32 protein-coding genes are annotated in these 22415 nt (G+C 71.8%); 31 read left to right on the top strand and 1 reads right to left on the bottom strand.

Translation table 11 applies throughout. The annotated features are described in order from the left end of the window. Window positions 1-6: 6 nt before the first annotated feature. From ACZ4Z1_RS36610 to ACZ4Z1_RS36515, 20 genes are all read left to right on the top strand, one after another. The gene (locus tag ACZ4Z1_RS36610; RefSeq protein ID WP_468490998.1) at window positions 7-483 is read left to right on the top strand and encodes a hypothetical protein; all 477 of its coding nucleotides are present in this window, start codon (window positions 7-9) and stop codon (window positions 481-483) included. Next, window positions 480-788, top strand: a complete 309-nt coding sequence (locus tag ACZ4Z1_RS36605; RefSeq protein ID WP_468490997.1) for a hypothetical protein — start codon at window positions 480-482, stop codon at window positions 786-788. The genes ACZ4Z1_RS36610 and ACZ4Z1_RS36605 overlap by 4 nt, the downstream gene beginning before the upstream one ends. Before the next feature lie 463 nt (window positions 789-1251). Continuing rightward, window positions 1252-3474, top strand: a complete 2223-nt coding sequence (locus ACZ4Z1_RS36600; RefSeq protein WP_468490996.1) for an ATP/GTP-binding protein — start codon at window positions 1252-1254, stop codon at window positions 3472-3474. Window positions 3475-3490: 16 nt separating this feature from the next. Then, the gene (locus ACZ4Z1_RS36595; protein WP_468490995.1) at window positions 3491-3910 is read left to right on the top strand and encodes a conjugal transfer protein TraB; all 420 of its coding nucleotides are present in this window, start codon (window positions 3491-3493) and stop codon (window positions 3908-3910) included. 86 nt (window positions 3911-3996) lie between these two features. Beyond that, window positions 3997-6141 (top strand): chromosome segregation protein ParM, encoded by a 2145-nt coding sequence (locus ACZ4Z1_RS36590; protein ID WP_468490994.1) that lies wholly within the window; start codon window positions 3997-3999, stop codon window positions 6139-6141. A 78-nt stretch (window positions 6142-6219) separates the two neighbouring features. After that, window positions 6220-6408, top strand: a complete 189-nt coding sequence (locus tag ACZ4Z1_RS36585; RefSeq protein ID WP_468490993.1) for a hypothetical protein — start codon at window positions 6220-6222, stop codon at window positions 6406-6408. A gap of 66 nt (window positions 6409-6474) precedes the next feature. After that, window positions 6475-7044: a DUF6197 family protein gene (locus ACZ4Z1_RS36580; RefSeq protein ID WP_468490992.1), complete on the top strand. Its 570-nt coding sequence runs from the start codon at window positions 6475-6477 to the stop codon at window positions 7042-7044. 114 nt (window positions 7045-7158) lie between these two features. Further along, complete coding sequence (locus ACZ4Z1_RS36575) at window positions 7159-7413, top strand: hypothetical protein (RefSeq protein WP_468490991.1); 255 nt, start codon at window positions 7159-7161, stop codon at window positions 7411-7413. A 263-nt stretch (window positions 7414-7676) separates the two neighbouring features. Next, window positions 7677-8135 (top strand): RRQRL motif-containing zinc-binding protein, encoded by a 459-nt coding sequence (locus ACZ4Z1_RS36570; RefSeq protein WP_468490990.1) that lies wholly within the window; start codon window positions 7677-7679, stop codon window positions 8133-8135. A gap of 24 nt (window positions 8136-8159) precedes the next feature. Beyond that, on the top strand, window positions 8160-8639 hold the full coding sequence (locus ACZ4Z1_RS36565; RefSeq protein ID WP_468490989.1) for a hypothetical protein: 480 nt from the start codon (window positions 8160-8162) through the stop codon (window positions 8637-8639). A 55-nt stretch (window positions 8640-8694) separates the two neighbouring features. Beyond that, complete coding sequence (locus ACZ4Z1_RS36560; RefSeq protein WP_468490988.1) at window positions 8695-9633, top strand: DUF4097 family beta strand repeat-containing protein; 939 nt, start codon at window positions 8695-8697, stop codon at window positions 9631-9633. 112 nt (window positions 9634-9745) lie between these two features. After that, window positions 9746-10351, top strand: coding sequence for a DUF6919 domain-containing protein (locus ACZ4Z1_RS36555; RefSeq protein ID WP_468490987.1), 606 nt, complete (start codon window positions 9746-9748; stop codon window positions 10349-10351). 96 nt (window positions 10352-10447) lie between these two features. Then, a complete protein-coding gene (locus ACZ4Z1_RS36550) occupies window positions 10448-10963 on the top strand; it encodes a hypothetical protein (RefSeq protein ID WP_468490986.1) in 516 nt (171 codons plus the stop codon). Continuing rightward, a complete protein-coding gene (locus ACZ4Z1_RS36545; protein WP_468490985.1) occupies window positions 10960-11298 on the top strand; it encodes a hypothetical protein in 339 nt (112 codons plus the stop codon). The genes ACZ4Z1_RS36550 and ACZ4Z1_RS36545 overlap by 4 nt, the downstream gene beginning before the upstream one ends. Next, the gene (locus tag ACZ4Z1_RS36540) at window positions 11295-12245 is read left to right on the top strand and encodes an AAA family ATPase (protein ID WP_468490984.1); all 951 of its coding nucleotides are present in this window, start codon (window positions 11295-11297) and stop codon (window positions 12243-12245) included. The genes ACZ4Z1_RS36545 and ACZ4Z1_RS36540 overlap by 4 nt, the downstream gene beginning before the upstream one ends. Continuing rightward, entirely contained in the window at window positions 12242-12517 is a 276-nt protein-coding gene (locus ACZ4Z1_RS36535; RefSeq protein ID WP_468490983.1) for a hypothetical protein, read from the top strand. The genes ACZ4Z1_RS36540 and ACZ4Z1_RS36535 overlap by 4 nt, the downstream gene beginning before the upstream one ends. Next, the gene (locus ACZ4Z1_RS36530; protein ID WP_468490982.1) at window positions 12514-12654 is read left to right on the top strand and encodes a hypothetical protein; all 141 of its coding nucleotides are present in this window, start codon (window positions 12514-12516) and stop codon (window positions 12652-12654) included. Before ACZ4Z1_RS36535 ends, ACZ4Z1_RS36530 begins: the two co-directional genes overlap by 4 nt. Window positions 12655-12763: 109 nt before the next feature. Further along, window positions 12764-13150 (top strand): hypothetical protein, encoded by a 387-nt coding sequence (locus ACZ4Z1_RS36525; RefSeq protein WP_468490981.1) that lies wholly within the window; start codon window positions 12764-12766, stop codon window positions 13148-13150. Between the two features lie 70 nt (window positions 13151-13220). Further along, window positions 13221-14249, top strand: coding sequence for a hypothetical protein (locus tag ACZ4Z1_RS36520; protein WP_468490980.1), 1029 nt, complete (start codon window positions 13221-13223; stop codon window positions 14247-14249). 143 nt (window positions 14250-14392) lie between these two features. Beyond that, on the top strand, window positions 14393-15124 hold the full coding sequence (locus ACZ4Z1_RS36515) for an NUDIX domain-containing protein (protein WP_468490979.1): 732 nt from the start codon (window positions 14393-14395) through the stop codon (window positions 15122-15124). A gap of 217 nt (window positions 15125-15341) precedes the next feature. On the opposite strand, the gene ACZ4Z1_RS36510 is transcribed toward ACZ4Z1_RS36515, so the two are convergent. Beyond that, window positions 15342-15737 carry a DUF6193 family natural product biosynthesis protein gene (locus ACZ4Z1_RS36510; RefSeq protein ID WP_468490978.1) on the bottom strand — a complete coding sequence of 132 codons (396 nt, stop codon included), beginning with the start codon at window positions 15735-15737 and terminating at the stop codon, window positions 15342-15344. 170 nt (window positions 15738-15907) lie between these two features. Here ACZ4Z1_RS36510 and ACZ4Z1_RS36505 point away from each other — a divergent pair, with 170 nt between their 5' ends. The 11 genes from ACZ4Z1_RS36505 to ACZ4Z1_RS36455 all read left to right on the top strand — a co-directional run bounded on the left by ACZ4Z1_RS36505 (window position 15908) and on the right by ACZ4Z1_RS36455 (window position 22208). Then, the gene (locus ACZ4Z1_RS36505) at window positions 15908-16585 is read left to right on the top strand and encodes a GGDEF domain-containing protein (RefSeq protein ID WP_468490977.1); all 678 of its coding nucleotides are present in this window, start codon (window positions 15908-15910) and stop codon (window positions 16583-16585) included. Next, window positions 16582-17037, top strand: a complete 456-nt coding sequence (locus ACZ4Z1_RS36500; RefSeq protein WP_468490976.1) for an ASCH domain-containing protein — start codon at window positions 16582-16584, stop codon at window positions 17035-17037. Before ACZ4Z1_RS36505 ends, ACZ4Z1_RS36500 begins: the two co-directional genes overlap by 4 nt. Next, window positions 17034-17582 carry a WhiB family transcriptional regulator gene (locus ACZ4Z1_RS36495; RefSeq protein WP_468490975.1) on the top strand — a complete coding sequence of 183 codons (549 nt, stop codon included), beginning with the start codon at window positions 17034-17036 and terminating at the stop codon, window positions 17580-17582. Before ACZ4Z1_RS36500 ends, ACZ4Z1_RS36495 begins: the two co-directional genes overlap by 4 nt. Further along, window positions 17582-18451: an Lsr2 family DNA-binding protein gene (locus ACZ4Z1_RS36490; RefSeq protein ID WP_468490974.1), complete on the top strand. Its 870-nt coding sequence runs from the start codon at window positions 17582-17584 to the stop codon at window positions 18449-18451. The genes ACZ4Z1_RS36495 and ACZ4Z1_RS36490 overlap by 1 nt, the downstream gene beginning before the upstream one ends. Beyond that, the gene (locus tag ACZ4Z1_RS36485) at window positions 18448-18933 is read left to right on the top strand and encodes a hypothetical protein (protein ID WP_468490973.1); all 486 of its coding nucleotides are present in this window, start codon (window positions 18448-18450) and stop codon (window positions 18931-18933) included. Before ACZ4Z1_RS36490 ends, ACZ4Z1_RS36485 begins: the two co-directional genes overlap by 4 nt. Window positions 18934-18944: 11 nt before the next feature. Then, entirely contained in the window at window positions 18945-19406 is a 462-nt protein-coding gene (locus ACZ4Z1_RS36480; protein ID WP_468490972.1) for a hypothetical protein, read from the top strand. Then, window positions 19406-19594, top strand: coding sequence for a hypothetical protein (locus ACZ4Z1_RS36475; protein ID WP_468490971.1), 189 nt, complete (start codon window positions 19406-19408; stop codon window positions 19592-19594). The genes ACZ4Z1_RS36480 and ACZ4Z1_RS36475 overlap by 1 nt, the downstream gene beginning before the upstream one ends. A 65-nt stretch (window positions 19595-19659) precedes the next feature. Beyond that, the gene (locus ACZ4Z1_RS36470) at window positions 19660-19899 is read left to right on the top strand and encodes a hypothetical protein (protein ID WP_468490970.1); all 240 of its coding nucleotides are present in this window, start codon (window positions 19660-19662) and stop codon (window positions 19897-19899) included. A gap of 143 nt (window positions 19900-20042) precedes the next feature. After that, window positions 20043-20846, top strand: coding sequence for an HIT family protein (locus ACZ4Z1_RS36465; protein ID WP_468490969.1), 804 nt, complete (start codon window positions 20043-20045; stop codon window positions 20844-20846). Beyond that, the gene (locus ACZ4Z1_RS36460; RefSeq protein ID WP_468490968.1) at window positions 20843-21529 is read left to right on the top strand and encodes a hypothetical protein; all 687 of its coding nucleotides are present in this window, start codon (window positions 20843-20845) and stop codon (window positions 21527-21529) included. Before ACZ4Z1_RS36465 ends, ACZ4Z1_RS36460 begins: the two co-directional genes overlap by 4 nt. A gap of 505 nt (window positions 21530-22034) precedes the next feature. Continuing rightward, complete coding sequence (locus tag ACZ4Z1_RS36455) at window positions 22035-22208, top strand: hypothetical protein (protein WP_468490967.1); 174 nt, start codon at window positions 22035-22037, stop codon at window positions 22206-22208. The last annotated feature ends 207 nt before the right edge of the window (window positions 22209-22415 follow it).

Raw genomic sequence — 22415 nt, 5'->3', positions numbered from 1 at the left:
CCCACCGTGAACAGCAACGACCCGAACCATTCCCCTCTGCGCGATGTGGCGCAGAACCCGGAGGCAACCGCCCGGTACCTGGCCGACGTTCAGCGGGTCCTGCTGGACATCGGCAAGAACCTGGAGACCCTCGCGATCGAGACCCGCGTACACCTGCGCAAGACGCACGTGGAAGGCGACCGCTGGTACCACGCCCGGCTGCGCGCACTGCCGGTCGAAAAGGCCCTCGGAAGCGTCCTGAAGAACCTCAACCATCTGACCGAGGGCCTGGAAAAGAGCGCCTACAAGCGGCGCGCTCACGACGAGAACGTGATGAACACGGCGCGCAGCCGGAAGGACAAGGAGCTGGAAAAGCGGCGGAAAAAGAATCCGCAGCCGATCCAGGCCGCCCCCAATCCGCCGCAGCACGGTACGCAGAGCGAGAATCCCGGCTATGGCGGTCCTGCGTCGATTTACGACCTGGGTGACCGGGAGTCGGCGTGACGCGCCCCCTCACCAGCGTCGAGCGCTCGATTCGCGGGCGGAACGGCTGGCTGCAGGAAGAAGAGCGCAGGGCGGTCGAATCGCGCGGCGAGATGGGCCGGATGGAATTCTGGCTCCGCGTCACACGGTCGCGGATTTCCAAAGACGTCAAAGCCGGCCGCGGCGATGTCATTGCCGGGTTCACCAGCGTGTGCCGCCTGTTCAAGCTCGCGATGGACAAGCGGGCCGAGGGCGATGCGCGGCTGTGGAACCACCTCATGCAGTACGCGGCGCAGGTGCTGCAGCAGCACGACCCGCGTCACTGAACGTCACCACCGAAGGCCCCGCCGGGCTCCGGCGGGGCCTCGCGCGCGTAAAGCGTGCACACGTGCACGTGCACGCGCGTGCACACGAGACCCCACGCTCTGTCAAGCCCCTGGAGGGAGGTGCACCGTGTCCGACGAGTCCGACGAAACCGGCGGAGGAACTTTGGTCCGCGGCCCCTGGAGCGGTGATTCCTCATACGCGCCGCCGCCGGTACCGAATTTCGCCGACACCATTCCGCCGCCGGATGAAACCCCTGAGGATCCGCCGCGACCGGCGGGGGAAACACGAAGGGACCTGCCGCCGATCCCGGCCGCACCGAACCCGGTGAATTCGCTGCGCTCGGATGGAATTTCGGCTCCGGAAACTGAAGAAGAGGAAGGTGAATACGAGGAAGAGGGTGAATATGTCCAGCCTCGTTCTCTTGCCGACCGTCTCGGTGACTGGCTCGAATACCGGATCGCGGTGGGCCGGGCCCGTCTGGAGGAAGAGGCCCCGTACCGCGAGGCGGAAATAGCGCGGAAAGTCGCCCTGCTGGAAGGGGAGACTGCCAGGAAGAACGGGCTGCTCGATGCGCAGAACAAATTGCGCGAGGCCCGGTTCAAGGCGCAGGCTGACCGGACGGGTGCCCAGGGCAAGGCCGATGCGGCCGCCGCGAAGGCGGGGCGGTCCGCTGCCGGGATGGGCGCCGACAAGGGCGGCCGGGGCAAGACGTCATCCGGATCCGGCGGCGCTTCCGGCGCCGGCCGGGGAGCCGGCGGCCGCGGCCCGGGTACCAACAGCTCCGGCTCCGGTTCCGGCGGCAAGGGGCCCGGCCGCTCCGGCGGCGGCAGCAGCGGTACTGGCACCGGTGGCGGGAAGGGCTCCGAGCGTTCGGCCGGCGGTCGGGACCAGGGCGGCAAGGGCAAGAACTCCCCCGGCCGCGGTTCCGGGTCAGGCGGCGCATCCGGCGGCGCCGGGAAGGGCTCTGATCGCTCCGCTGGCGGCCGTAACCGCCCTGGTGGAGGCAAGGAGTCGTCCGGCGGTTCCAAAGGCCGCCACAACGGTTCCGGAGGCTCCGGCAGTTCAGGCAGGGGCGGTTCGAGCGGGGGCAGCAAAGGCGGTACGAAGGACAACGGAGGCGGCAGGGGCCGCGGGAAGGCGGACGGCAGCAAGGGCGGCAGGAACGACGGCTCCGGCAAGGGGCCGGGCAGCGCAGCCGCGGAACGATCCCCGGGACGTCAGCAGCGAGCCGCAGACCGCCAGGCGGCGCGGGAGCAGCGGCGAGCCGCCGACCAGGCCGCCAAACTGAACGACCGCGCCAAGGACCGCGACCAGACCCGCGCCCGCAAGCAGACCGCGTGGGAGGAACGCCGCGCGAAGAAGGCCGAGCGCGACGCCGCGCGGAAAGCGAAGAAGCAGCAGGCCGCGGACGCCGGCCGTACCACGCTGGGCGCGGCCCTGGCGGAAGAAGCCCAGCGGCGCTGGGACAAACGCCGCGCCGCCGACCAGGACAAGCCCGGTAAGGACGGCAGCAAGAAGAAGGACGCACCCGGTGACCGGAAGGTCGATCTGACCAAAGAGCCGAAAGACAAGGGCGGAGACGGCAAGACGCCCGGCACGGAGCCGAAGCACCAGCCCGAGGCCGAGGACAAGCCGGAGGACACGGCCAAGAAGGCGCCTGATGACGGCGCCGCCGACAAGGACGGTGACGCGCCCAAGGACGGCGCTGAACCGCAGACCAACGCCCCGAAAGACAGCTCCAAGGCCCGCAAGGCCCGGAAACGGAAGCGACGGAGGCGCAAGAAGGCCGGCAAGAAGCCGTCCGAGACCGGAGCGACGGATGCGGAGGACGCCCCACCGGAGGCGGACGGCGTCGCGCCGGAGGACGACCCGTACGGCGATCCGTACGGCAACCCGTACGACGACCCGTTGCAGTACCCGTACGGCGGCCCGTATGAGGAAGCCCGGGAAAACCCGCGATGGCAGGACTTGATCGACTCCCTCAGGCGCCGGTTCCGCAAGGAGGAACACGAGCCGAAGGGCTCCACCGAGCCTCCCGGACCGCAGGAGCCGGGCCCAGCGGGCCGGCCCGAAAACTTCGGGGTCACCTTCGACCGGCCTGACCGTCCGGATCAACCTCCGCAGTCCTCGCCATTCTCGGCCGCGGACGAGGAGGACATCCCGGATGCGGACATCGTGCCGCCGCGGGCCCTGCCCCCTGCCCCGGAACCGCGCTTCGAGCGGCCCGGTACCACCCGACCCACCCCCGAGGAGCACACCGTGACCGCGGACGTCACCACCGCGTCGGGCCAGGGCGGCCTGGCCGCACAGCACCAAACCGACATCACTTTCGACGAGTACCTGATGGAGATGGCCAACATCGCGGTCCGGGCGGCCACCAACCGTGACCGGGCCGTAGAACTGGCCCACGCGCTGAAGCTGGTCGCCGATGCGCTGCGGGAGATGGCCGCTGACCTGATCAACGACCACAACATCTCCACCCAGGTCACGCAGCTGGTCCTGGACCTCGCCGATGCCGCGGGCCGCATGAAGGTGCAGGCCGCGCGGTGCGCCGAGGAGTGCGGCATCGCCGCCGAGGCCGCCCGTCTGGTGGCCTCCCGCGTCGCCCGGGTCTACGGCGAGGACATGCAGGAGGTCGAGGACAAGGGCCTGCAGTACGCCTCCGCCGCCGCCCACCACGACTGATACAGGGAGAAGATCGATGAGCAGTGAACTGGAACCCCGCAAAGCGGATGCCCCGGCGGCGCCCTCGGACGGCGACAACCGCTACAAGTCCGTCCAGACCAAGCTGGGGCGACTGGCACGGGCCATGGACGACGCCACCGTCGAACTGGGGATTTTGCGCAGCAACATGCGTACCAATGCGCAGCGGGCCCAGGACCTCGCCGGCCGGATCGACGACGCCGAACTCGATCCCACATTCGTGGACATGACCTCGGAGGTGTCGGTGGCCCTGGGCGGCGCGGCCGTCCAGGCCCGCCAGCTGCACCTGACGGCCGAAGAGGTCTCCGCCCTGGCCTACGACACCCAGCACAACCACGCCCAGCTCTACGAGGGCCTGGACACGATCCGCTCCGGACGCAGGGAACGCACGCCCAAGCCCGGGTTCTTCGCCCGCTGACCCTCTCTCCCCCACCGCCCCGCCACGGGCGGCCCCGACGACGACTCCGTCGGGGCCGCCCGGCCCGTTTTCGTCAAGGAGTACCGGTGACCACGCCGCGCAGCGTCGTGCTCGAACGCCTCGCCTACACCCTCGCCGCGCCTGCGCTGGCCATGGCACCCAACCTCTACCCCGACAGCCCCCTCAACACGGTCGTGCAACTGGCCGGCGCCGCCGGGATCGGCGGCTGGGCCCTGGCCGCCAAGGGCGAGGAGACCGGCGCCGGACGCAAGATCCTGCGCTGGTCCCCGCTGGTGCTGGCCGCCGCCGTCGACATCGCCGCAGGGCACACGCCCGGCTGGGGCCCCTACGGGCTGGACGCCCTGCTCGCCACCGGATGGGCGGCCGCCGGCTGCCTGGTGATGCCCTTTGCCCGGCACGCCCGCCGCCGCCACCGTCCCGCCCTCGCCGCCCCCGCCCCGCAGCTGCGGCCCGCCCCCGAGCCGTCCCCGGCGCAGCCGGACGACGGCGCCGACCAGCTCACCCGCGATGCGCGGATGCTGTGGGAGCGCGCCGGGATGCCCGCCCGCACCCACATCGTCAAGGCCACCCGGCACCCCGGCATGCAGCACGACCTCACCGTGCTGCTGCGCGCCTCGGAGACCGGGCGGCCCATCACCGGCCTGTCCCCCGAGGCCGTCGCCGCCGCGTTCGGCGTGCACGCGAAAGACGTCGAGTTCGCGGACGTCGCGATCCAGCCCGGCCGCCAGGGCGGCCCCGGCTGGCTGGAGGCCCGCCTCACCCCCGAGGCGAACGCCCGCCGCCGCAAGGCCCCCACCGACCAGGAACGCTGGGCCGACCGTATCGCCGGGCCCCGGGGCGGCGCCCCCGGCTCCGTCCTGGTGCACACCACCCGCGACGACGAACGCCGGGTGACGTTCTACCGGGCGAAGATGGCCGACGCCACCGAGACACCGCGCATCGACCTCGCCAAGGTCTGCCGCGGCCTGGACCTCAAGGACGACGACTCCTGTGTGTTCGTCCTCATCGACGGCACCGAGTTCCTGATCAGCGCGTTCGACGAACCGCCGCTGTCGCAGATCTTCCCCGCCACCCGCGAGCTGCTCACGCCCGACGCCAAGGGAATGTACGTGTGCGGGTTCACCATCACCGGCCAGCCGGTGAAGAACATGGTCTGGCAGCACGACAAGAACGCCGCCTGCCACGGCCTGATCCTCGGGGTGTCCCGCTCCGGCAAGACGCAGTTCTTCGCCATCTCCATGGCGGCGGAGTCCCTGGCCGGTGCGGTGGTGTGGCTGTCGACCGTCCGCAAGGACGAGAAGACCACCACGCTCGGACAGTACATCGACCGGCAGGGCTCCACCGCCCTGTGGATGGCCCGCCAGCTACGCGCGGCCAAGGCACTGTGCGAGATCCGCGCGGAGATGCCCTGGCCGCACGACGGCAAGCCGCACGACTACAAGCCCGGCGATCCGCGCTGCCCGTACCGGCCGCTGAGCGTGTACGCGGACGAGTTCATGACCGCCGCCCAGGACGCCCTGTTCGGCGAGGACATCCAGACCAACGGCGACGACCTCACCGTCACCGGCCTGAAGTACGGCATCGGCTTCAAGCCCGCCGGCCAGTCGCCGTTCGCGCACAACGGCTTCTCCACGGAGATGAAGGACAACCTGCGGCAGAACAGCCGCCCGGTCATCTTCAACATGGGCAGCCCCGGTGCCACCCGCAAGGCCGCCGAAGGCACCATGGAAAACCCCTACGACGTGCCGACCATCCCGGCCCGCTACTCCCGCCAGGAAGGCTCCGCCATCGAACGGGCCATCAACGGGGAAGCCGACCCCGAGAACGGCGTCTCCACCGGCGGGGTCGCCGTCATCGTCCTCGACAACGGCCGCGCCGTCCTGATGCGCAGCCTCTTCGCGGACTTCGACACCGACCTTGCGCACCTGTTCCCCGACGAGGTCAACCGGCTCACCGACTACGAGATCCGTGAGCTGGACAAGCGTGGCCTGTGGGGTGACTGGAACCGCGAGCCCGAGCCCGGCGAGTTCTGGCCCGCCCCCCAGGACGACGGCGGCGATGGTGACGGCGGCTCAGCGCGCCGCCGCGGCGGCGGAGGCGGCGGCAAGGGCGGCGGTGGCAGGCGCGGATCCGCATCCAGCCGCCATACCGAGGAGATCACCTCGACCCGTAAGGCGCTGGAGGCCATCAAGCACCTCACCGACGCCTGACCTTCACATCCTCACCCACCCCCGAAGGACCCGGCCAGGTGGCCGGGTCCTTCTCACATCTGGAAGGACACACCGTCCGTGGCCGTATCAATCTCTGTCGTCGTCCTGCTCGGCATCATCGTCTTCGTCATGATCCGCATCGGCTGGGTCCGCCTGTGGCCCGCCCTGGCCTGCGCCGGGTTCGGCTTCTACCTCGCCTCCACCGGCGTCGCCCCCGTCATCCGGGACGCGCTCGGCGCCGTCGCCGGATGGATCGCCAGCATCTGAACCGCCCGGCCGCCGGCGTCGAAGACCGCCACACGCCCCCGCACCTTCGACGCCGCAGGAGCACCGATGCCCCACTCCCCCGCCAGCCCCGCCGCCCACCGGCGTGACCCGACCATCCTCACCGCCCCGGCGCCCGCGCCGGCAGCGGAACTCTCCCTCGAAGAACGCCTCACCCTCATCGACGCGGCGATGACCGTCCGGCTGGACACCGCGGCCGTCGCATACGAGGTCAACACCGCCCACCTCGCCACCGAGCCCGTCGACCTGGCCGACGTCGTCACCGGCCCCACCGAACCCGGCGAAACCGGGGTGCGGCCGCTGCCCGAGCTGTATCCGACACCGGTCGCCGCCCTGCTCCAGCGCGCCCACCACCGCCTGCTCACCGGCGGCTGGTGCACCGGCACCCTCGTCACAACCGACGGCGCCCGCTGCCTGTACGGCGCCATCCACGCCGAAGCCGACGGCAACCAGCGCCTGGAATCCGACGCCCTGGACGTCCTCCTGGACACGATCCGCCGCCAGTTCGGCGACAGCGTGGAGTCCGTGCCCCAGTTCAACGACGCCTTCGGCAGCCCCCGCATCCCGCTGCGCCTGCTCGGCCAGGCCGCACTCCTTGCCGACGCCCGCGGCCTGTAACCGCTCCGGGCCCCTTGCCCCGCGCCCGTACCCGCATGCCCGGGACCGGGCGCGGGGCAAGCCACCCGGCCAACACCCACCACCTCCACCACCCAGCGAAGGAGCAACTCCACCATGGCCAACGACGAACTCTGGGTCGGCACTTACCACGGACGCCACGACGGCATCCCGGTCACCGCCACCGCTACCCGCGACGAGACCCGCCCCGAGCCCTATACCTGGACGTGCACCTGCGGGGTCTCCCAGAACTTCCCCACCGAGCACGGCCTGGCCCGCAGCGCCTGGCAGCACACGCACCCCACGTTCCGCACCCGGATGCGGCAGTGGGCCGCCCGGCGGCTTCGGACCCGCACCACCACCGGAACCTGACGCCCCGCCTGGCCCTCGCCCGCCCGCACCCGGGGCCGGGCGAGGACCGGACAGGCCGCCCGGCCACCCGCCGCACCGTCTCCTGCGCCCCGCCGACGCGTACGTACGACGTCGGCGGGGCGCGGCGTTGTCCGCCTACTTGCTGGAGGACCCCTCGTGCTCATCCCTCGCCCCCATCGCCGCATCGGCCGGCCCCGCCCGCAGCGCCCCGGCCCGCGTTACCCGCAGCGCCCTCGTCGGCTGCCCGGCGCCTGGAGCCGGTGATGCCCCGCCCCCGCAAGCGGCGCCGCCGCGAGGTGAGGCGGGTGCCGCGCAGCAAAGCGAGGCTGCCGGAGTTCGACCGGCGCGCATGCCCCGAGGGCCTGATCACCCGGCGGCAGTTGCGGGAGAAGGGGCTGAGTCCCGGCGGGCACGGCCCGGTGGCGGTGCTGCGCTGTAAAGCGTGCGTCTACCGGCCGCAGTGGTCGTGCAGCCACCCGACCCGGGCCTGGCTGTACCGCGTGGACCTCGCCCGGCCGAAGCGCAAGCCATCGCTCGCGCAGGAAGAGGCCCTCGATCAGGCGATGGCCGCCCGCCAGACCTGCCCCGCATGCGGCCGTCGGTACCACCACTGCCTTCCCCTCAAAACCCTCGGCACCTGCCTGGAGTGCCACGACGGCACCCCGGCCCACCCGAACAGCTACTGCCCCCCGGTCCCGGCCGCGCACCGGCTGGCCGCCTGAACCGTCTGGAAGGAGCCGTCCTCAATGGAGATGGTGTTACCGGCCCTGATCGGTCTGGCCGGGGTCGTGATCGGCAGCGCGCTCCAGCAGCGCGCCCTGGCCCGCAGCGCGCGGGACGCCGACCTCGCCGCCCACCAGCAGACCGTCCGGGACACGATCGTCCGGCTCGCGTACGCGCTCAGCACGCACCGCGGCCACCTCTACACCCGCTGGGACCTCACCCACAGCACCACCGCCACCCCGGAGCAGACGGCGCAGGCCCAGGAGACCAGCCACGCCTCGTGCGGTGAGATCACTCGCGCTCTCTACCAGCTCCGCGCGCTCACCCAGGACTCTGTGCTGCTGGCCGCCGCCGATGCCGCGGTCGCCGTGACGTACGCGGTCAAGACCAAGGGCGAGGACCTGGCGACCGTTACCGAGCCGGAGCTCGCCGCGCGACGGCAGCGAGCGATCGACGCCGACGGCGCACTCCTCGCCGCCTCCACTACGCGCCTGACCCCCTGATCACCATCCCCTTTCCCAGCTCACCGCGCCAGTTGACTCGCAGAGGAGATCTGCCATGCCTGTTCGCACCCTGACCGCTCAGCAGTCCGGTCCCGTCCTGATTGATGTTCAGCTGCTGGGCGCGGGCGGCACCGTCACCATCCTGAGCGACGCCAGCCGGACGGAAGCCGAGATCACTGTCCGTACGGTCGATGAGTCCGGTGCCTCGGCCGATGCAGTCCGTGACGCCGAGCTGCGCTGGGATGCCCGCGGTGCGCTTGTCGCCCACGTCCAGGGCGCCGGCGGCATCAGCGGCGGCACCACGATCGTCAACAGCGGCGGCGGCACGTTCATCGCGGGATCCAACTTCGGCGTCGTGCAGCACGTGCAGCACAACGTCGGGTCGGTGGTCATGGTGTCCGGTGGTGACCTGAACCTCGGCGGCCGGTACCAGTTCCACGGCGCTGGCACCGTCCACGTGGTCCAGGGAGCGTCCCCTATCGAGATCACCGCTGTGGTGCCCGAGGGATGCTCGGTCACTGCCCGCACGCAGTCGGCCGACGTCGTTGCCGACGGCACCTTCACGGCCGTGTCCGCTGCCACCCAGTCCGGCGACGTCCGTTTCCCTGGCCACAGCGAGCGGTTCACCGCGAACACGCAGTCCGGGGACATCGACGTGCACGACGCGCCGCACATCATCGCCAAGACGCAGTCCGGCGACATCCGGCTCGGCCGCACGGACGTCACCGAGGCCAGCACCATGTCCGGCGACATCCACCTCCGCGACTTCGGCGGCACCGCCCAGCTGAACAGCATGTCCGGCGACATCCGCGTCCACGCGAGCGCCGGCGGCGACCTCACCGCCAAGACGATGTCCGGCGATGTCACCGTCACCGCGACCGACAGCGCCGTCGACGACGACCTGGACGTGCGCGCCACCAGCATGACCGGTGACGTGCGCCTCCCCCGCCGCCGCCAGCCCCATGCCGGCGGCCCGCGGCGCCGCCGCAACTGACCCGCCAGCTTCTGCCGTCCCCGGCGCGCCGACCGCGTGCCGGGAGCGGCGGTGGCGGACCGGCCAGCCCCTTCCCCTGTCCTCGATCACCGGTCCGACCGAGGGAGTTTCGATGACGATCCGACTGCCATGGATGAGCCGCGCCGACCGCGCCCGCTGGCGCTCCGCCCGTACCCTGGCCGACCTCGGCCAACTCACCGCCGGCTGGTGGGAGGGCTCCGTACGCAGCCTCCCCGGCCGCCGGGCGGGCTACCGCCCCGACCCCGCCCTCGCCGCGCATGTGCCGGTGCTCGCCGCCGCCAACCGCGCCGGGTTCCTTGCCGCGGCTGCCCAGGTTGGTCTCGCCACTGCCCGGGTGCGGCAGAAGGCGGCGGTGCAAGGGTTCACCGCGGACCCGGTCCTTATCCATTACCTGGTCGGCGCCGCTGAGAAGGCCGGCCTCGATGTGGTGCTGCATGACTGGCACGACGCCTTCTACGCCGAGCACACCGGTGGCGTCATCGTCACGCGCACCGTGCACGGCACCGTCGTCTTCGGCCAGGCCCTGGCGGTGCAGGACATCAAAGCTCTGTGGCCACGGCTGCCCGACGCCATGGATGCCGTCGTGCCCGCCCTGCAGATCACCCTGGCCGACACGGTGTTCGGGCCCAGCGACCTGGTGTGGGGCGCGCTCGCGGATGCGGTGCGCGGTCTGAACGAGGCGCGGCTTCATGGCTGACGGCCCTCTGTGCTGTCCCGGCCCCGAAGGCCGGGGCGGTGCGGAGGGCCGGACAGCCCGGCCCTGCCCCGCCACCGTCAGACAAGGAGCTGTCGCGTGTCGCACGCGTACCGCAACGCCGCCGTCTTCGCCGCCCTGCTCGCCCTGACCCGCGCCGCCAGCAAGATCGGGGACACCTGGTCCCAGTCCGACTTCTGTGCGCAGGTCAAGGGCGCCACCGACGCGCACCCGGTGACCTACACCCACCCCACCACCGGCCTCAAGCGTACGTACGGCACCGCGGCCGGGCGCCGGGCCTGCGCCTGGCACTGCCTGACCTACACCGCCACCCAGGCCGTGGCCGTCACCGTCGGCACCCGGGCCCTGGGCATCCGGCTGCGCCCCGCGGCCGCCATGACCGCCGTGACGGTCAGCTTTGGCACGCACTACCTCGCCGACCGCCGCGTCCCCGGCGGCCTCCTGGAGACCCTCGCCCGCAAGACCGGCAAGGGCGCGTTCTGGGACCTCGCCGACCACGGCATCAACGGCACCTTTCACCTCGACGGTGCCTGGCACCACGGCTGGGAAACCCTGGCCGCCCTCATCGCCACCACCAAGGCCGCCAGCCGGTGACCCGCACAACCCTCGACCGCGTCCGGGCCTCCGCCGGCACCGTGAAGCTCGCCCTGCAGCAGATCGAGGACGACCTGCGCGGCGAGACCAACGCCCACGACCTCGCGGAGATCCTGCGCGAACTGCACCACGAAGACCACCGCCAAGACGGCGTCTTCGGCTCCCTCGCGCAGCTGCTCACCGGCGCCGCGCAGGCCGCCGAACGGATCGAGCTGGACCGCGACGGCGAGCTGTCGTCCCCACTGTACGAAGCCGCCGCGCTCATCACCGAGCACGCCGGCCTCCAGACCTCCTCCACCATCCGTGCTCTTGACCTGCGGGGAGAAACCGAATGAAGACCTTCCGCCTGGACAACGCGCTGCCCGTCAACACGACCATCCCCGACCCGTCGCTGGTCTGCCTGATCGGCGCGGCAGGTTCGGGCAAGTCGACGTGGGCCAGCACCTGGCCCGACACCCAGGTCCTCGAACTCGACCGGTTCCGTGCCCTGGTCAGTGACGATGCGGGCTGCCAGGAGGCGACCGAGGACGCCGTGTTCGCGCTCCAGGCGGTCCTGGAGGCCCGCCTCGCCCGGAAGAAGACGACCGTCATCGACGCGACGAATACCGAGGCGCATGTGCGGGCCGGCCTTTTGGACGTCGCCCGCTCCTACAGCGTGCCGGCCGTCGCGTTCCTGGTCTCCACCCCGGCCGACGTGTGCGTCGCCCGCCAGGCCGGCCGCAGCCCGGCCCGCGCCGTGCCCGAGGACGTCGTACGCCGTCAGCACGCCGAAACCATCGCCGCGTTCCCGCACCTCCGTAACGAAGGCTTCGCGCACGTCGTCCTCGCCGACCGCGTGCACCGTCTGGAGCTGCTGCTGCGCCGTGCCGGCGACGCCCGTCGCGCTGACCTCGGCTGGGACGGCGGCGACGGCCTGGGAAGCCTGCTGACGGTGCGCCGCTTCTTCGGCTCGGAGGTGCTGCCGCTGTGGCGCTGGCGCGACGGGTCGCAGCTCGCCGGCGGTGACCGCGTCGGCGAGATCCGCCTCGGCCCCGACCGCCTGACTTTCGCTCTGCGCACCGACATCGACGGTGCGGGGGACCTCGGCTTCGACCTGCTGGTGGCCTGCCCGGTCGACGACGACTGCGATGCCCCCGCGTGGGAGCCGGTCTACTCGGTCAACGACCTTCTGGACACGCACACCAGTGACACCGTCTGCACCGTCCACGGCAGCCCCGGCGCCGGTGACGACCGGGACGGCGCCGGGTGCGCGGCACGCGAGCTGGAGGCGGCCGACGCGTGAGCACCACGTCAGACACCACCGCGAGTGGCTGGGAACGCGCCGGCTTCCGGTGCGGCTGGTGCGGTGCCGAGCACACCGCCGCCACCGAGGACGAGTACCTCAAGGCCGTCGGTGTGCACGGCGACGCACACGCCGTGTGGGACGGGCTCAACACCATCGAGCGCGACGGTTTCACCTCGATCCTGCGGACCATCTTGTCCGCGCCGGATCTCGCCGTGGAGTTGCTGGCCCTCGCCGACCGGCAGCGCCTGGCGGGAGGTGAGAGCCGGTGAGCCGCGCAGCCGACGGCCCGCACCCGTTCACCCCGGCCCGGAGCACCGGCCTGGCCGCGCCCGTCGCCGCCTGCCAGATCACCCACCGGCACGGGCCGGGCCCCAAGCAGCGCCCCCGGCGCTCACCCGCGGCCTGACCGGACGCCTCCCGTACGGCCCCGCTCCGCCGGCTGTCCGGCCGGGGCGGGGCCGTACGGTGTACGCCCGGTCAACCGGACCGGACGACGGGACCTGCTGGAGGTCACCGTGTCCCTCGCCCGCCGCACTTTGATGGAAGCCGCCGCCGATCGCCTCGGCTGGCGGCGCGCATACGGCGAAACCACCGCGGCCGATGGGTTGCTCACCGAGCAGACCGAGACCGCCTACGCCCAGGCCGCTGGCCACGCGGCCCTGGCCACCGCCAAGAACACCAGCGCGTTGGCGGTGCAGCCGGGCGTCCTGGACGTCCGCGGCCGCATCCTGGCCGACGTGCTGTACCTGGAGGGCGTCCTGGCCGGCGCCCGCAACCGCAGCCTGCCGGCCGAGCTCCTCGCGCGCCTGGAGGACGCCGTCGGACTCGGCCACGAGCTGACCGCGCTGCTCGCCGACACCGTCCGTACCACCGCCGCCGTCCACACGGCCAGCGGTACCTGAGATGCCCGGGGCGGCCGCCGGCCATCACACCCGGCCGCCCCGGAGCCCCCTTCCAAGGAGTTGCTTCACCATGTCTGCACGACCTGCCGTCCGGCAGCGTCCTCGCCTGCCCGACGGGACGGGCACCGCCTCCGTCGACGCCGGCAGCACACTGCCGACGCAACCGGTCGAAGTCGCCTTCGTCCCCACAGAACCGCACGAGAACGAGAAAGAGCCCGGTGTGGGCTGGCTCCAGCCCACGGGCCTGGTCGTCCACACCACCTGGCACGCCCCGTATCCGGACCGCACCCGCCCGTACTGCCAGGGCCGTGCCGTCGAGGGGGCGCAGTCCTGGTGCATCTCCACCCCCGATGGCCGGGAGGTGGCCGCGTTCGCCTACTTCACCCGCGACCGGGCCGAGGAAGCCGCGGCCGCCATCGCCGCCGCTCTGCCGCAGGGCACCTGGCCCCGGGAAGCGGCCGATGAAGGCGGCCTGTACGAGCTGGCCTTCGACGCCTCCACCGGTCCGGAGATGCTGCCGCGCACCGATGGAGACGGCCGGCCCGGCTGGGGCTTCGGCGCGGACTGGATCTCCTGGCGGATGCCGCCGACCCGCAGCATCTACCACCGCATGATCGCCAAGCATGGTGGTGCAGCACCGGCGAAGTACTGCCTCTCCTGCCAAAAGGCTGTACGCCGCGCTCGCCGCCACGGGTGGATCCCGCGCACGGGGCACTGGCCACGCTGGGGCACCCACCGCCCCGGCAGCCAGAGCAAGGTGCACTGCTACTGCTTCCGGTGCTACGGACCGGTGACCATCGGCACCCTCGGCCAGACCACCGACGAGCACGGCCACACCATCCCCGCGGCGCGCGCGGCCAGCACCCACAGCCCCATCGGGGAGAACGGCCCGCAGGCCTTCGGGCTCGGCAACGGATCGATGCCGCTCGAGGACCGGCCCCTCGCCTGGTTCCGCTACCTGCTCGCCGACAGCGGCCACGTCATCCTCGACAACCGCCCCTGCGCCGGCCTTTGGCCCCGGGGCGTGCGGCACGACGACGCCTTCCTGTGCGAGACCGGATTCGCCGGAGCCGACGACGACCAGGGCGCCACTAGCTGACCGAGCGGCTCACGCAGATCACCCGAACTGGCGCGCCGTCACACATCTGGCCCTGGCAAACGCCCGGGGCGGCCGCCGGCCTTCGCACCCGGACGCCCCGGAGCCTCACCCCTTTCCCCATCCCGTCGAAACCAGGAGGCACTTTGAACACCCAAGCCAGCAGCGTCACCGGGACGCTGCACTACACCGCCGACGTTGTTCTGCGCGCCGCCGGGAACATCCTGCTGATCAAGCGGCGCTGGGATCCGTACGCCGGCTGCTGGGCGCTCCCGGGCGGCCATGTGGACGTGGCCAAGGCAGAGACCAGCTTGGAGGCCGCTGTCCGCGAGCTGGAGGAGGAGAGCGGTGTCCCGGTCCCGGCTGCCGATCTGTGGCAGGTGGGCGTCTACGACGCTCCCGACCGTGATCCTCGCGGCCAGTACGTCACGGTCGCCTACACAGCCATCCTGCCCTCGCCTGTCCCGCCGACAGCGGCAGACGACGCCGTGGATGCCCGCTGGTGGTCCCTGGACGCGCTCCCCGACTTGGCCTTCGATCACGCCGAGATCGTTGCGGATGCCGTGTCCCAGTGGTCTGCCACGGGCAGGACCGACACCTTCACCGCGCTCAGCGGTTGCTTCGGGGCCGACCTGGCCGCGCACGTCTCGGAGGAAGCACCGCAGAACCTCACTCCGAACGGCTTCATTGATCTGGTCGCCCGGGTCCGCGATGTCCTGGCCCCCGCGAGCGTCGACTATCTGCAGGAGGCCGCCGAGGACCTGGACGCCGCTGTCGGCTGCCTCACGGACGCGCTGACCAGCTCCGGAGGCGAGCAGCGTGCGCTTTTGGCGCGGGCGCGCATCCGCTTGCGCGACGCCCTCGAGGCGCTCTGCTGACCGTGTGTTGAGCGCGTTCCGTGCCGCCCCGTCCCGCACCGCCGGGCCGGGGCGGCCGCGGTGGCCCCTCAACAGCGAAGCGAAGGGAGATGGACGTCATGCCCCTGCCCTACTTCAAGGACGACGTCCCCATACGGAACGCCGCCCCGCCGAAAGCTGCAGTCCCGCTGTACAGATTGCGCCCGAGGCGGCCGTCGGCCAGCACATGGTCCAGGGTCTATCGGTGCCGACGCTCATGCTCGGCGAGGTCCTCGGAGGTGCCGACGAACGCGGGGCCGCAGTTGGACGGCAGCCGCGCGATCACCATCGCCACCGCCTCCTGCGCGGTATCGGCCTTACCGATCTTCTGTGTCCGTGAGGGCCCCGCGACGTAGTACGGGCCGGTGTGGTCCGGGCCGGCCGCTGCCGGGCCGATGTACGGCACGTCCCAGGTCCAACGCAGCTGCGTACAGCGGCTGAAGTGCAGCTCCCACATCCCGGTCCAGGGAAAGAGCTGCCGCAACCGCGGCTCGGCGTAGGCCGCCGCGACCAGTTCAGTGCTGACTCGGTCGCAACCGAGCAGCTCCTGCCATGCCGCTTCCACTATGTCTGCACCCGGGTTGTCCGTCGTCATGACGGCATTCTCCGGGCTGCTTGCCCACGTGCGGCCGCACCCCGCACTTCGAGCCGTTCATCAGCTCTTTTGGACGGCGGCTACTCCCGGGACAGACGCTCAAGGCGTCCAAACCAGCTCGCCTGTCCCGGGCCCACCCAACCCGTACGAGATGAGAGGGAGAGACCAGTATGGCCTCCACCGTGCGCGTGCACGGCCCCTGCGGGCAACGCGTTCTGATTCTCACCAGTCTCGCGGTGCCGCTGACCGGCTGGGCCGTCCACGCCGTCAGCCTTCACCGCAAGCTCGCCGCCGCCCGCCGCGACCCGCTGACCGGGCTGCTCACCCGCGACGGCTACACCGCCAAGGCCTGCCAGATCACCGGCCGGTACGGCAAGCACGCCCTGGTGGCCATGGTCGATCTGGACCACTTCAAGCAGATCAACGACGACCACGGCCATGCCGTCGGCGACCGGGTCCTGGCCGTCACCGCGCAGCGTCTGACCACCTGGGCGGGCAGCCACGGGGCGGTCGGCCGGCTCGGCGGCGACGAGCTCGCCGTCGCCGTACGGATCGGGGCCGGACGGCGCGACCTGCGTCTCGCGCAGCTCGCCACTCTGCTCGCGCAGCCCGTCCAGGCCGACGACGGTGCCTGGGTCGACGTCTCCGCGTCGATCGGCGCCGCGTGCCCGGACGTCATCGGCACGACAGACCTGTCCGCCCTCCAGCGGGCCGCCGACGCCGCGATGTACGCGGGCAAGCACACCGGCCGGGCCGTGCTCGCCGACCGTTCCCACGCCACCGTGCCGTCCATCAACGGCCGGCGCGCCGGACGGCCGGGCACGGGCTCTCTCGGGGCCGCCGCGTGAAGCCGCCGACGCTCTACGCCCCGGACCATATCCGTGGCATCACCATCAGGCAGCCCTGGACGACATGCATCCTGCGCGGTGACAAGCGCGTGGAGAACCGGCCCCGCCCCTGGTCGCCGGGCTGGCGCCTGCTGCACGCCGCAGCCCAGATGGACCGGGCCGCGCTGCGCGACCCGCTCGTGGCCCGCACGATCCGTGGGCATCAGCTGCCCACCCGCGCGGTCCTCGGCGTCGTCCGCATCACCGGCTGCCACACCGACCCCGGCGAGCCGTGCAGCCCCTGGGCCCAGCCCGGCTGCATCCACCTGGAGCTGGACGACGTCCACGTGCTGCCGCTGCCGGTGCCCCGCGACGGCCGGCTCGGACCCTGGCGCGTCCCGCTCCCGGTCTTCGAGCAGGTCCTCGTCCAGCTCCCCGCCCTCGCCCCACGGCTCACGGAGGCTTCGTCATGAGCGGTCTGCGTACCGGCACCCCCAACACCAGTGTGGTGCTCGCCGATGACCGGTTCCCCTTTCCCCACACCGACGCTCCGCTGCGCTGTCAGGGCGACCCAAAGCTGTTCGCCATTGAGGAGGTCACCGACCGTACCGCGCGGAAAAGGGCCCTCGCCAAGGCCAAGCTCGCCTGCTCCGGCTGCCCGGTCGTCACCGACTGCCTCAAGTGGGCCCTGGCCCACAAGGAACTGACGCCGACCGGCGTATGGGCGGCGACCACCGCTCGGCAGCGGAACACGCTGCGCCAGCGCCTCGAACGGCGCCTCGGCCCCGACTGGATCGGCGTCGTCGCGGAGCGGGACCGCCGCCGCCAGGACCGGCGTCGCGCGGCCCGCCTCGCCCCGCTGACCGTCCGCGAGACCGCGCTGGCCCGCCTGGAGCGGGAGCTCATCCCCACCCGGCCCGCGCCGTACGAACCGTGGAAGGAACCGATGACCCCGGCCCGGCAGAAGCAGAACGTGGCGATCCTCGAAGCTGCGTTGTCGGCCAGGGCGGTCGCCTGATGTTCACCGACTGGCAGCAGGCCCTCGAAGCCGAGGGCCTGCCCCTCAACCCCACCAGCACCGAGCAGCAGGCCGCCGCCGCCCGTGTCACCGGCCGCCACGCGCACAGCAAGGAAGACCTGGTTCTCCTCCTGGACGCCCTCGGCCTGCCCGGCGACGACACCACCCTCACCACTCTGTTCCCCCTCCTCCCCCGCTGCGAAGGAGATACCGACATGCCGCAGCCGACACCAGCACCGAAGCCGTCCCCCACCACGTTCGAGGCGATGGCGCTGTCCATGTACTACGCCGACGCCAGCGCCGCCGAGATCACCGCGGCGACCGGCCTGTCCGAAGACGAGGTCACCACCCTCGTCAACGCGCAGGAAGCCAGGAACGAGGCGACGCTCGACACCGACGAGCAGGCCCGCACCGGCACCACCCCGCCGCCCGAGACGGCCGAGGCTAACGATCTGGTGGAGCAGCTGCTCGCCTGGGCTGAGGCCCACCCGGTGGCCGGCATCCGCAACAAGGCCGCCCGAATCCGCAGCGACCTCGCCGAGCTGACCGCCCGGCGCGCCGCCGACACCGCCCAACGCAAAGCTGAAGAGCGTGTCGCCCGCCTCAAGGCCGAGCTGGAGCGGGCCCAGGAGCAGCTGCGTGCGGTGAAAGCCGGTCCCCGCCCGTCCAGCGCCGCCCCGGCGGCCGCGCCCACTCCGATCCGGTCCCGGCTCGGCAGCGGGCGAACCCCGCAGGAGCTCGCCGCCATCCGGGACTGGGCGCGCGCCGCCGGCTACCAGGTCGCCGACAAGGGCATGGTGCCAAGGCGGTACTGGCGGCGTACGACGCCGCCCACCAGGCTCCAGCCCGGAAGGCGGGCTGAGGCATGAACGAGGCCATAGTCCTGGACGGCTTCCTGGAGGACGAGACCGTGCCCGGCGACCCGCACGGATCGACGGCTCGCTTCCGGCTGACCGTCTCCCCCACGGACGAGCGGACGGACGAGGCGACCCTGCCATGCAGCATCACCGACCCGGTGATGGCGGGCGCCGTCCTGCACGACCTGGTCCCCGGCGACAAGCTGCGCGTCACCGGTCATCTGCGGCTGCCCCGCACCTCGGACGAGCCGCTGTGGATGGCCGTCACCGCCCTCGAGGTCCTCGCGACCGCGCCCGTCCTCACCGACGCTGCCGGGGCCTTCACCACGGTGCTGGAGCGCTACGGCCCGTACGTCTGCTACATCGACGCCGACACCGACCAGGTCCCAGTGTGGACCGAGGCTGGCGTCTGGATCGGCTGCGCGGACACCCCCGCCGACGTCGGTGGCCTGCTCGAGGTATTCGAGCAGCGCCAGGCCGCCGACGGCGAATAGTCAAAGACACCGTGCCGATCCGGCCCGAGAACATCCACCGCTACCCGCGCGACTGGCCCCAGATCAGCGCGCGGATCCGTTTCGAGCGAGCCGGCGGCCGCTGCGAGTGCACAGGCCACTGTGGCCTGGCGCACCCCGGCGGCCGCTGCGCCGCAGTCCACGGCCAGGACCACCCGGACACCGGCTCCGCAGTGGTCCTGACCACCGCCCACCTCAACCACCAGCCGGAGGACGTGCGAGAAGAGAATCTCCTCGCCGCCTGCCAGCGGTGCCACCTGCGTATCGACCACGGCCACCACCGGATCACCCGCTCGATAACCCTGGCCGCCCGCGCAGCCGCCGCCGGGCAGCTCGGCTTCCTCACCGACGCCGACCTGGAACGCATCGAGCCGCCGACCCCACCGCGGCCACCGGCACCCCGCACAGCATCTCCCGTGCTGCAGCTCTCCTTCACTGATCAGGAGGCTTCCTGATGTCCGACCAGGTCACGCGCACTGTGCGCACTGTCCTCAAGCGATTCCCTGCGGCCGGCCCCTACGGCTCATGGCCCGCGGACGAGTACGCCGCACAGAAGCAGGCCCAGGGACAGCCCGCCCGGGTCGTCATGGACCTGCACGCCGACGACTTCCTCGTCATCGCCGACAGTCCCGCTCCGCACTGACCCGCCCAGTGCCGTGCCCGCCGCCGTAGGGGCACGGCACCCCTGCTCAGGAAAGGTCTCCGACCATGATGTTCCCGGCCCGCGCCATGCCCGTGCTGGTCACCCTGGCACTCCTCGTCCCCGCGGCGGCTGCCTGTACGGACCGCCGCGACCGGCACTGCGACGACAGGGCGCTCACCCCGGCCGCCGCGCTGTCGGCGGTGCAGCGCCCCGGCCCCGGCGGCCACGGCCACGGCAGCGTCGGCAAACCGAACCCGCACCCCAACTTCCGGCAGCACCACGGATCGAACAGCCGCTGCCACTGAGCAGCAGCATCCACCCGAACACCTCCTCCGGGCCCGGCCGATGCAGCGTCGTACGGGCCCGGCTGCATCCGCGCCGCCGCCGGCCAAGCCATGGCTGCCCCGGCTCGGTTCTCTTCCACCGCAGCCCCGATTCGGAGGCACCCGTGACGTACGACGTGTTCATCGACTCCTTCGGCGCCCGCTGGCAAGACCCACCCCCGCCGCGCCACCGCGCCGCCGTCCTGTCCATCAACCTCACCGACCAACTGCTCAACCCGCCCGACGACCCCAACATCGCTGATGCTGTCGCCCGCCAGACCGGCCTGGACGCCGAGATGAGCGTCTATGTCCTGGCCACGCCCGGCGCCGACCGCATCGTCGACGACGCCGTACACCAACTGACCGCACTGCTCACCGCCGACGACCGGCCGGTTCAACTCCTGGTCAACTGCTGGTACGGCCGCCACCGTGCCCCGGCCATCGCTGACGCCATCGGCCGGCGCCTGCACCTCCACGGCGTACGGGCTGCGGTCACCCACCATCACATCGACAAGCCAACGATGCCACGCAAGTACCCGCGGCGAGGATGCCCGTTCTGCGCGATCATCCACCACGGAGCCGACGCCACCCTCGTACGCGCCTGGCCCGACACCGTCGCGATCGTGCCGCACAAGGGCGGCTGCACCACTGGCCACATCCTCGTCATCCCCCGCGGTCATGTCAGCGACTTCACCACCGACCCGGTCGTGGCCGGCACCACCATGCAGCGCACCGCCGAACTCGCCCACGACCTCGGCATCACGCCGGATGGCGACGGAAGCCGTGGCTGCAACACGATCTGCAACGCTGGGAGTGCCGCTACGCAGACGATCTTCCACCACCACCAGCATCTGCTCCCCCGCACCGCCGACGACGGCCTCGCCCTGCCCTGGACCCACCCTGCTCGCGACCAGGAGCCCACTCGATGAAGCGACTCTTCCGCCGCTGCGGCCACGCCCCCGGCGCCCTCACCCCCGAAGACCAGGCCGTCGTGGACGCCTTCCGCGCTCTGCTCGCCGCCCGCAAGAATCCCCGGCCTTGGACGCCCGGTAGCGGCCAGGACGCCGCCGTACGGATCGGCCCGTTCATCGAGCGAGCCCAACCCCGGCCGGGCGATGACCACGGCCCCGACATCATCGCCGTGTCCCTGGTCCACCCCGACACCCCGCACGCCGCGGCGTACCTCCACGGCCGCCAGCTCGGCTACACCGAGCGCGGCTGGCTGCGCTGCGAGACGACCGCCATCATCGGCACCTGGCAGCCGGCCTACGCGACGCTCACCCACGCCGCTGCGGGCCTGCCCCTGCCCGACGACGTCGGCATGGACCCCGCGCACTACGCCCTCTACATCGAGGCCCGCCGGCGCGACGACAGCCGCGACGGCTACACCCTGCTGCGCCTCGGCCCGTACACCCAGACCCGGCACGCTCAGCAGGACCACGACCGGATCACCGCCGCGCTGGACGGGCGGGAGACCACCCTCGTGCCCGGTCACCGCGTCTCCGTGCGGTACGCGCCGTTCGACGTCAGCGACCACCATCTGTTCGCCGACCCGTACGAGGCCGACGCCGTGGCGCTCCTGGACGCCGTCATCGCGGGGGTGAGCGCGTGACCACCACGGCCCTGTACGAGATCGAGACCAGTGAGAGTTTCCAGGCCAATGTCTCCTCTGCGGAGACAGAACAGACCCACCGGTAACGCTGTGACCAGCAAAAACGTGATCTCTCTCCTATCTGATGTACGTGCAGTCCTGCAGCTGGGGCACGGACGTGGCTGAGGCCGCTTCGCGTGCGGGTTCGGGGATACCGTGCAGGTAGTGGACAGCACCAGCGGTGCGGAGTCCCGGGTGGTGCAGGCCGTGACGGACAGCCTTCGACAGGCGTCGCCCGTACCGGTGGCCGGTTCCGCTCCACGGCCCCGGGCCGCGGAGCTCCGCTACCTCCGCACGTCACAGCACGGCTCTCCCCCGTCGCAACATCCGTTCTGTGGCTGAGCTTCACAGCAGTTCTCGTCTTACGAGAGCTAACCCTGGCGCCATCTGCAGCTTTGGGAAGTGCTGCCCGCGGTCATCTGCCACAGGTCACCTCCACACCGCTGTCGCACAGGTCAGTTTCACGGTGGCCCTGCCGGGCGATGTCGGCTGCAGGACCAGCCGGACGACGCCGATAACCGCGCTGATCGGCCCAGGCAGAGCCGACACCGTCCCCCTTGTCCAGCCCGACGACCCCGAGGCCCCGGCCCACTTCACCGTCGACGGCCTGGAGGTCCTCAAGGCCGCCCTCTCCGCATAGTCCGGGAAGGGTTGGGTGGGGCGCGGCCCGCTTGTCGGCGGCTTGCTCGTTGTCGGCCTACTGTCGGCGGCGAGGTGGCCGTCAGCCTTGTCAGTGAAGAGTCGGCCTGCGGCCCGTTTGTCGTCGGCCGACTGCTTTGAGCTGTGTGCGGACAAGCCCTCGGGCCGAAGTACCGTGAAAGCGCCTCAGGGGGGGACGGCTTACGTG

The organism is Streptomyces sp. NPDC030165 (assembly GCF_055573595.1).
The sequence above is the reverse complement of the archived record's forward strand: the minus strand, read 5'-3'. Positions and strand labels throughout refer to the sequence as shown.

Excerpts from the sequence above, each read along its gene's own strand:
- ACZ4Z1_RS36595 (WP_468490995.1), top strand. The coding sequence starts at position 3,491 with ATGAGCAGTGAACTGGAACCCCGCAAAGCGGATGCCCCGGCGGCGCCC.
- ACZ4Z1_RS36580 (WP_468490992.1), top strand. The coding sequence starts at position 6,475 with ATGCCCCACTCCCCCGCCAGCCCCGCCGCCCACCGGCGTGACCCGACC.
- ACZ4Z1_RS36575 (WP_468490991.1), top strand. The coding sequence starts at position 7,159 with ATGGCCAACGACGAACTCTGGGTCGGCACTTACCACGGACGCCACGAC.
- ACZ4Z1_RS36570 (WP_468490990.1), top strand. The coding sequence starts at position 7,677 with ATGCCCCGCCCCCGCAAGCGGCGCCGCCGCGAGGTGAGGCGGGTGCCG.
- ACZ4Z1_RS36565 (WP_468490989.1), top strand. The coding sequence starts at position 8,160 with ATGGAGATGGTGTTACCGGCCCTGATCGGTCTGGCCGGGGTCGTGATC.
- ACZ4Z1_RS36560 (WP_468490988.1), top strand. The coding sequence starts at position 8,695 with ATGCCTGTTCGCACCCTGACCGCTCAGCAGTCCGGTCCCGTCCTGATT.
- ACZ4Z1_RS36555 (WP_468490987.1), top strand. The coding sequence starts at position 9,746 with ATGACGATCCGACTGCCATGGATGAGCCGCGCCGACCGCGCCCGCTGG.
- ACZ4Z1_RS36540 (WP_468490984.1), top strand. The coding sequence starts at position 11,295 with ATGAAGACCTTCCGCCTGGACAACGCGCTGCCCGTCAACACGACCATC.
- ACZ4Z1_RS36520 (WP_468490980.1), top strand. The coding sequence starts at position 13,221 with ATGTCTGCACGACCTGCCGTCCGGCAGCGTCCTCGCCTGCCCGACGGG.
- ACZ4Z1_RS36510 (WP_468490978.1), bottom strand. The coding sequence starts at position 15,737 with ATGACGACGGACAACCCGGGTGCAGACATAGTGGAAGCGGCATGGCAG.
- ACZ4Z1_RS36505 (WP_468490977.1), top strand. The coding sequence starts at position 15,908 with ATGGCCTCCACCGTGCGCGTGCACGGCCCCTGCGGGCAACGCGTTCTG.
- ACZ4Z1_RS36495 (WP_468490975.1), top strand. The coding sequence starts at position 17,034 with ATGAGCGGTCTGCGTACCGGCACCCCCAACACCAGTGTGGTGCTCGCC.
- ACZ4Z1_RS36490 (WP_468490974.1), top strand. The coding sequence starts at position 17,582 with ATGTTCACCGACTGGCAGCAGGCCCTCGAAGCCGAGGGCCTGCCCCTC.
- ACZ4Z1_RS36485 (WP_468490973.1), top strand. The coding sequence starts at position 18,448 with ATGAACGAGGCCATAGTCCTGGACGGCTTCCTGGAGGACGAGACCGTG.
- ACZ4Z1_RS36475 (WP_468490971.1), top strand. The coding sequence starts at position 19,406 with ATGTCCGACCAGGTCACGCGCACTGTGCGCACTGTCCTCAAGCGATTC.
- ACZ4Z1_RS36470 (WP_468490970.1), top strand. The coding sequence starts at position 19,660 with ATGATGTTCCCGGCCCGCGCCATGCCCGTGCTGGTCACCCTGGCACTC.
- ACZ4Z1_RS36460 (WP_468490968.1), top strand. The coding sequence starts at position 20,843 with ATGAAGCGACTCTTCCGCCGCTGCGGCCACGCCCCCGGCGCCCTCACC.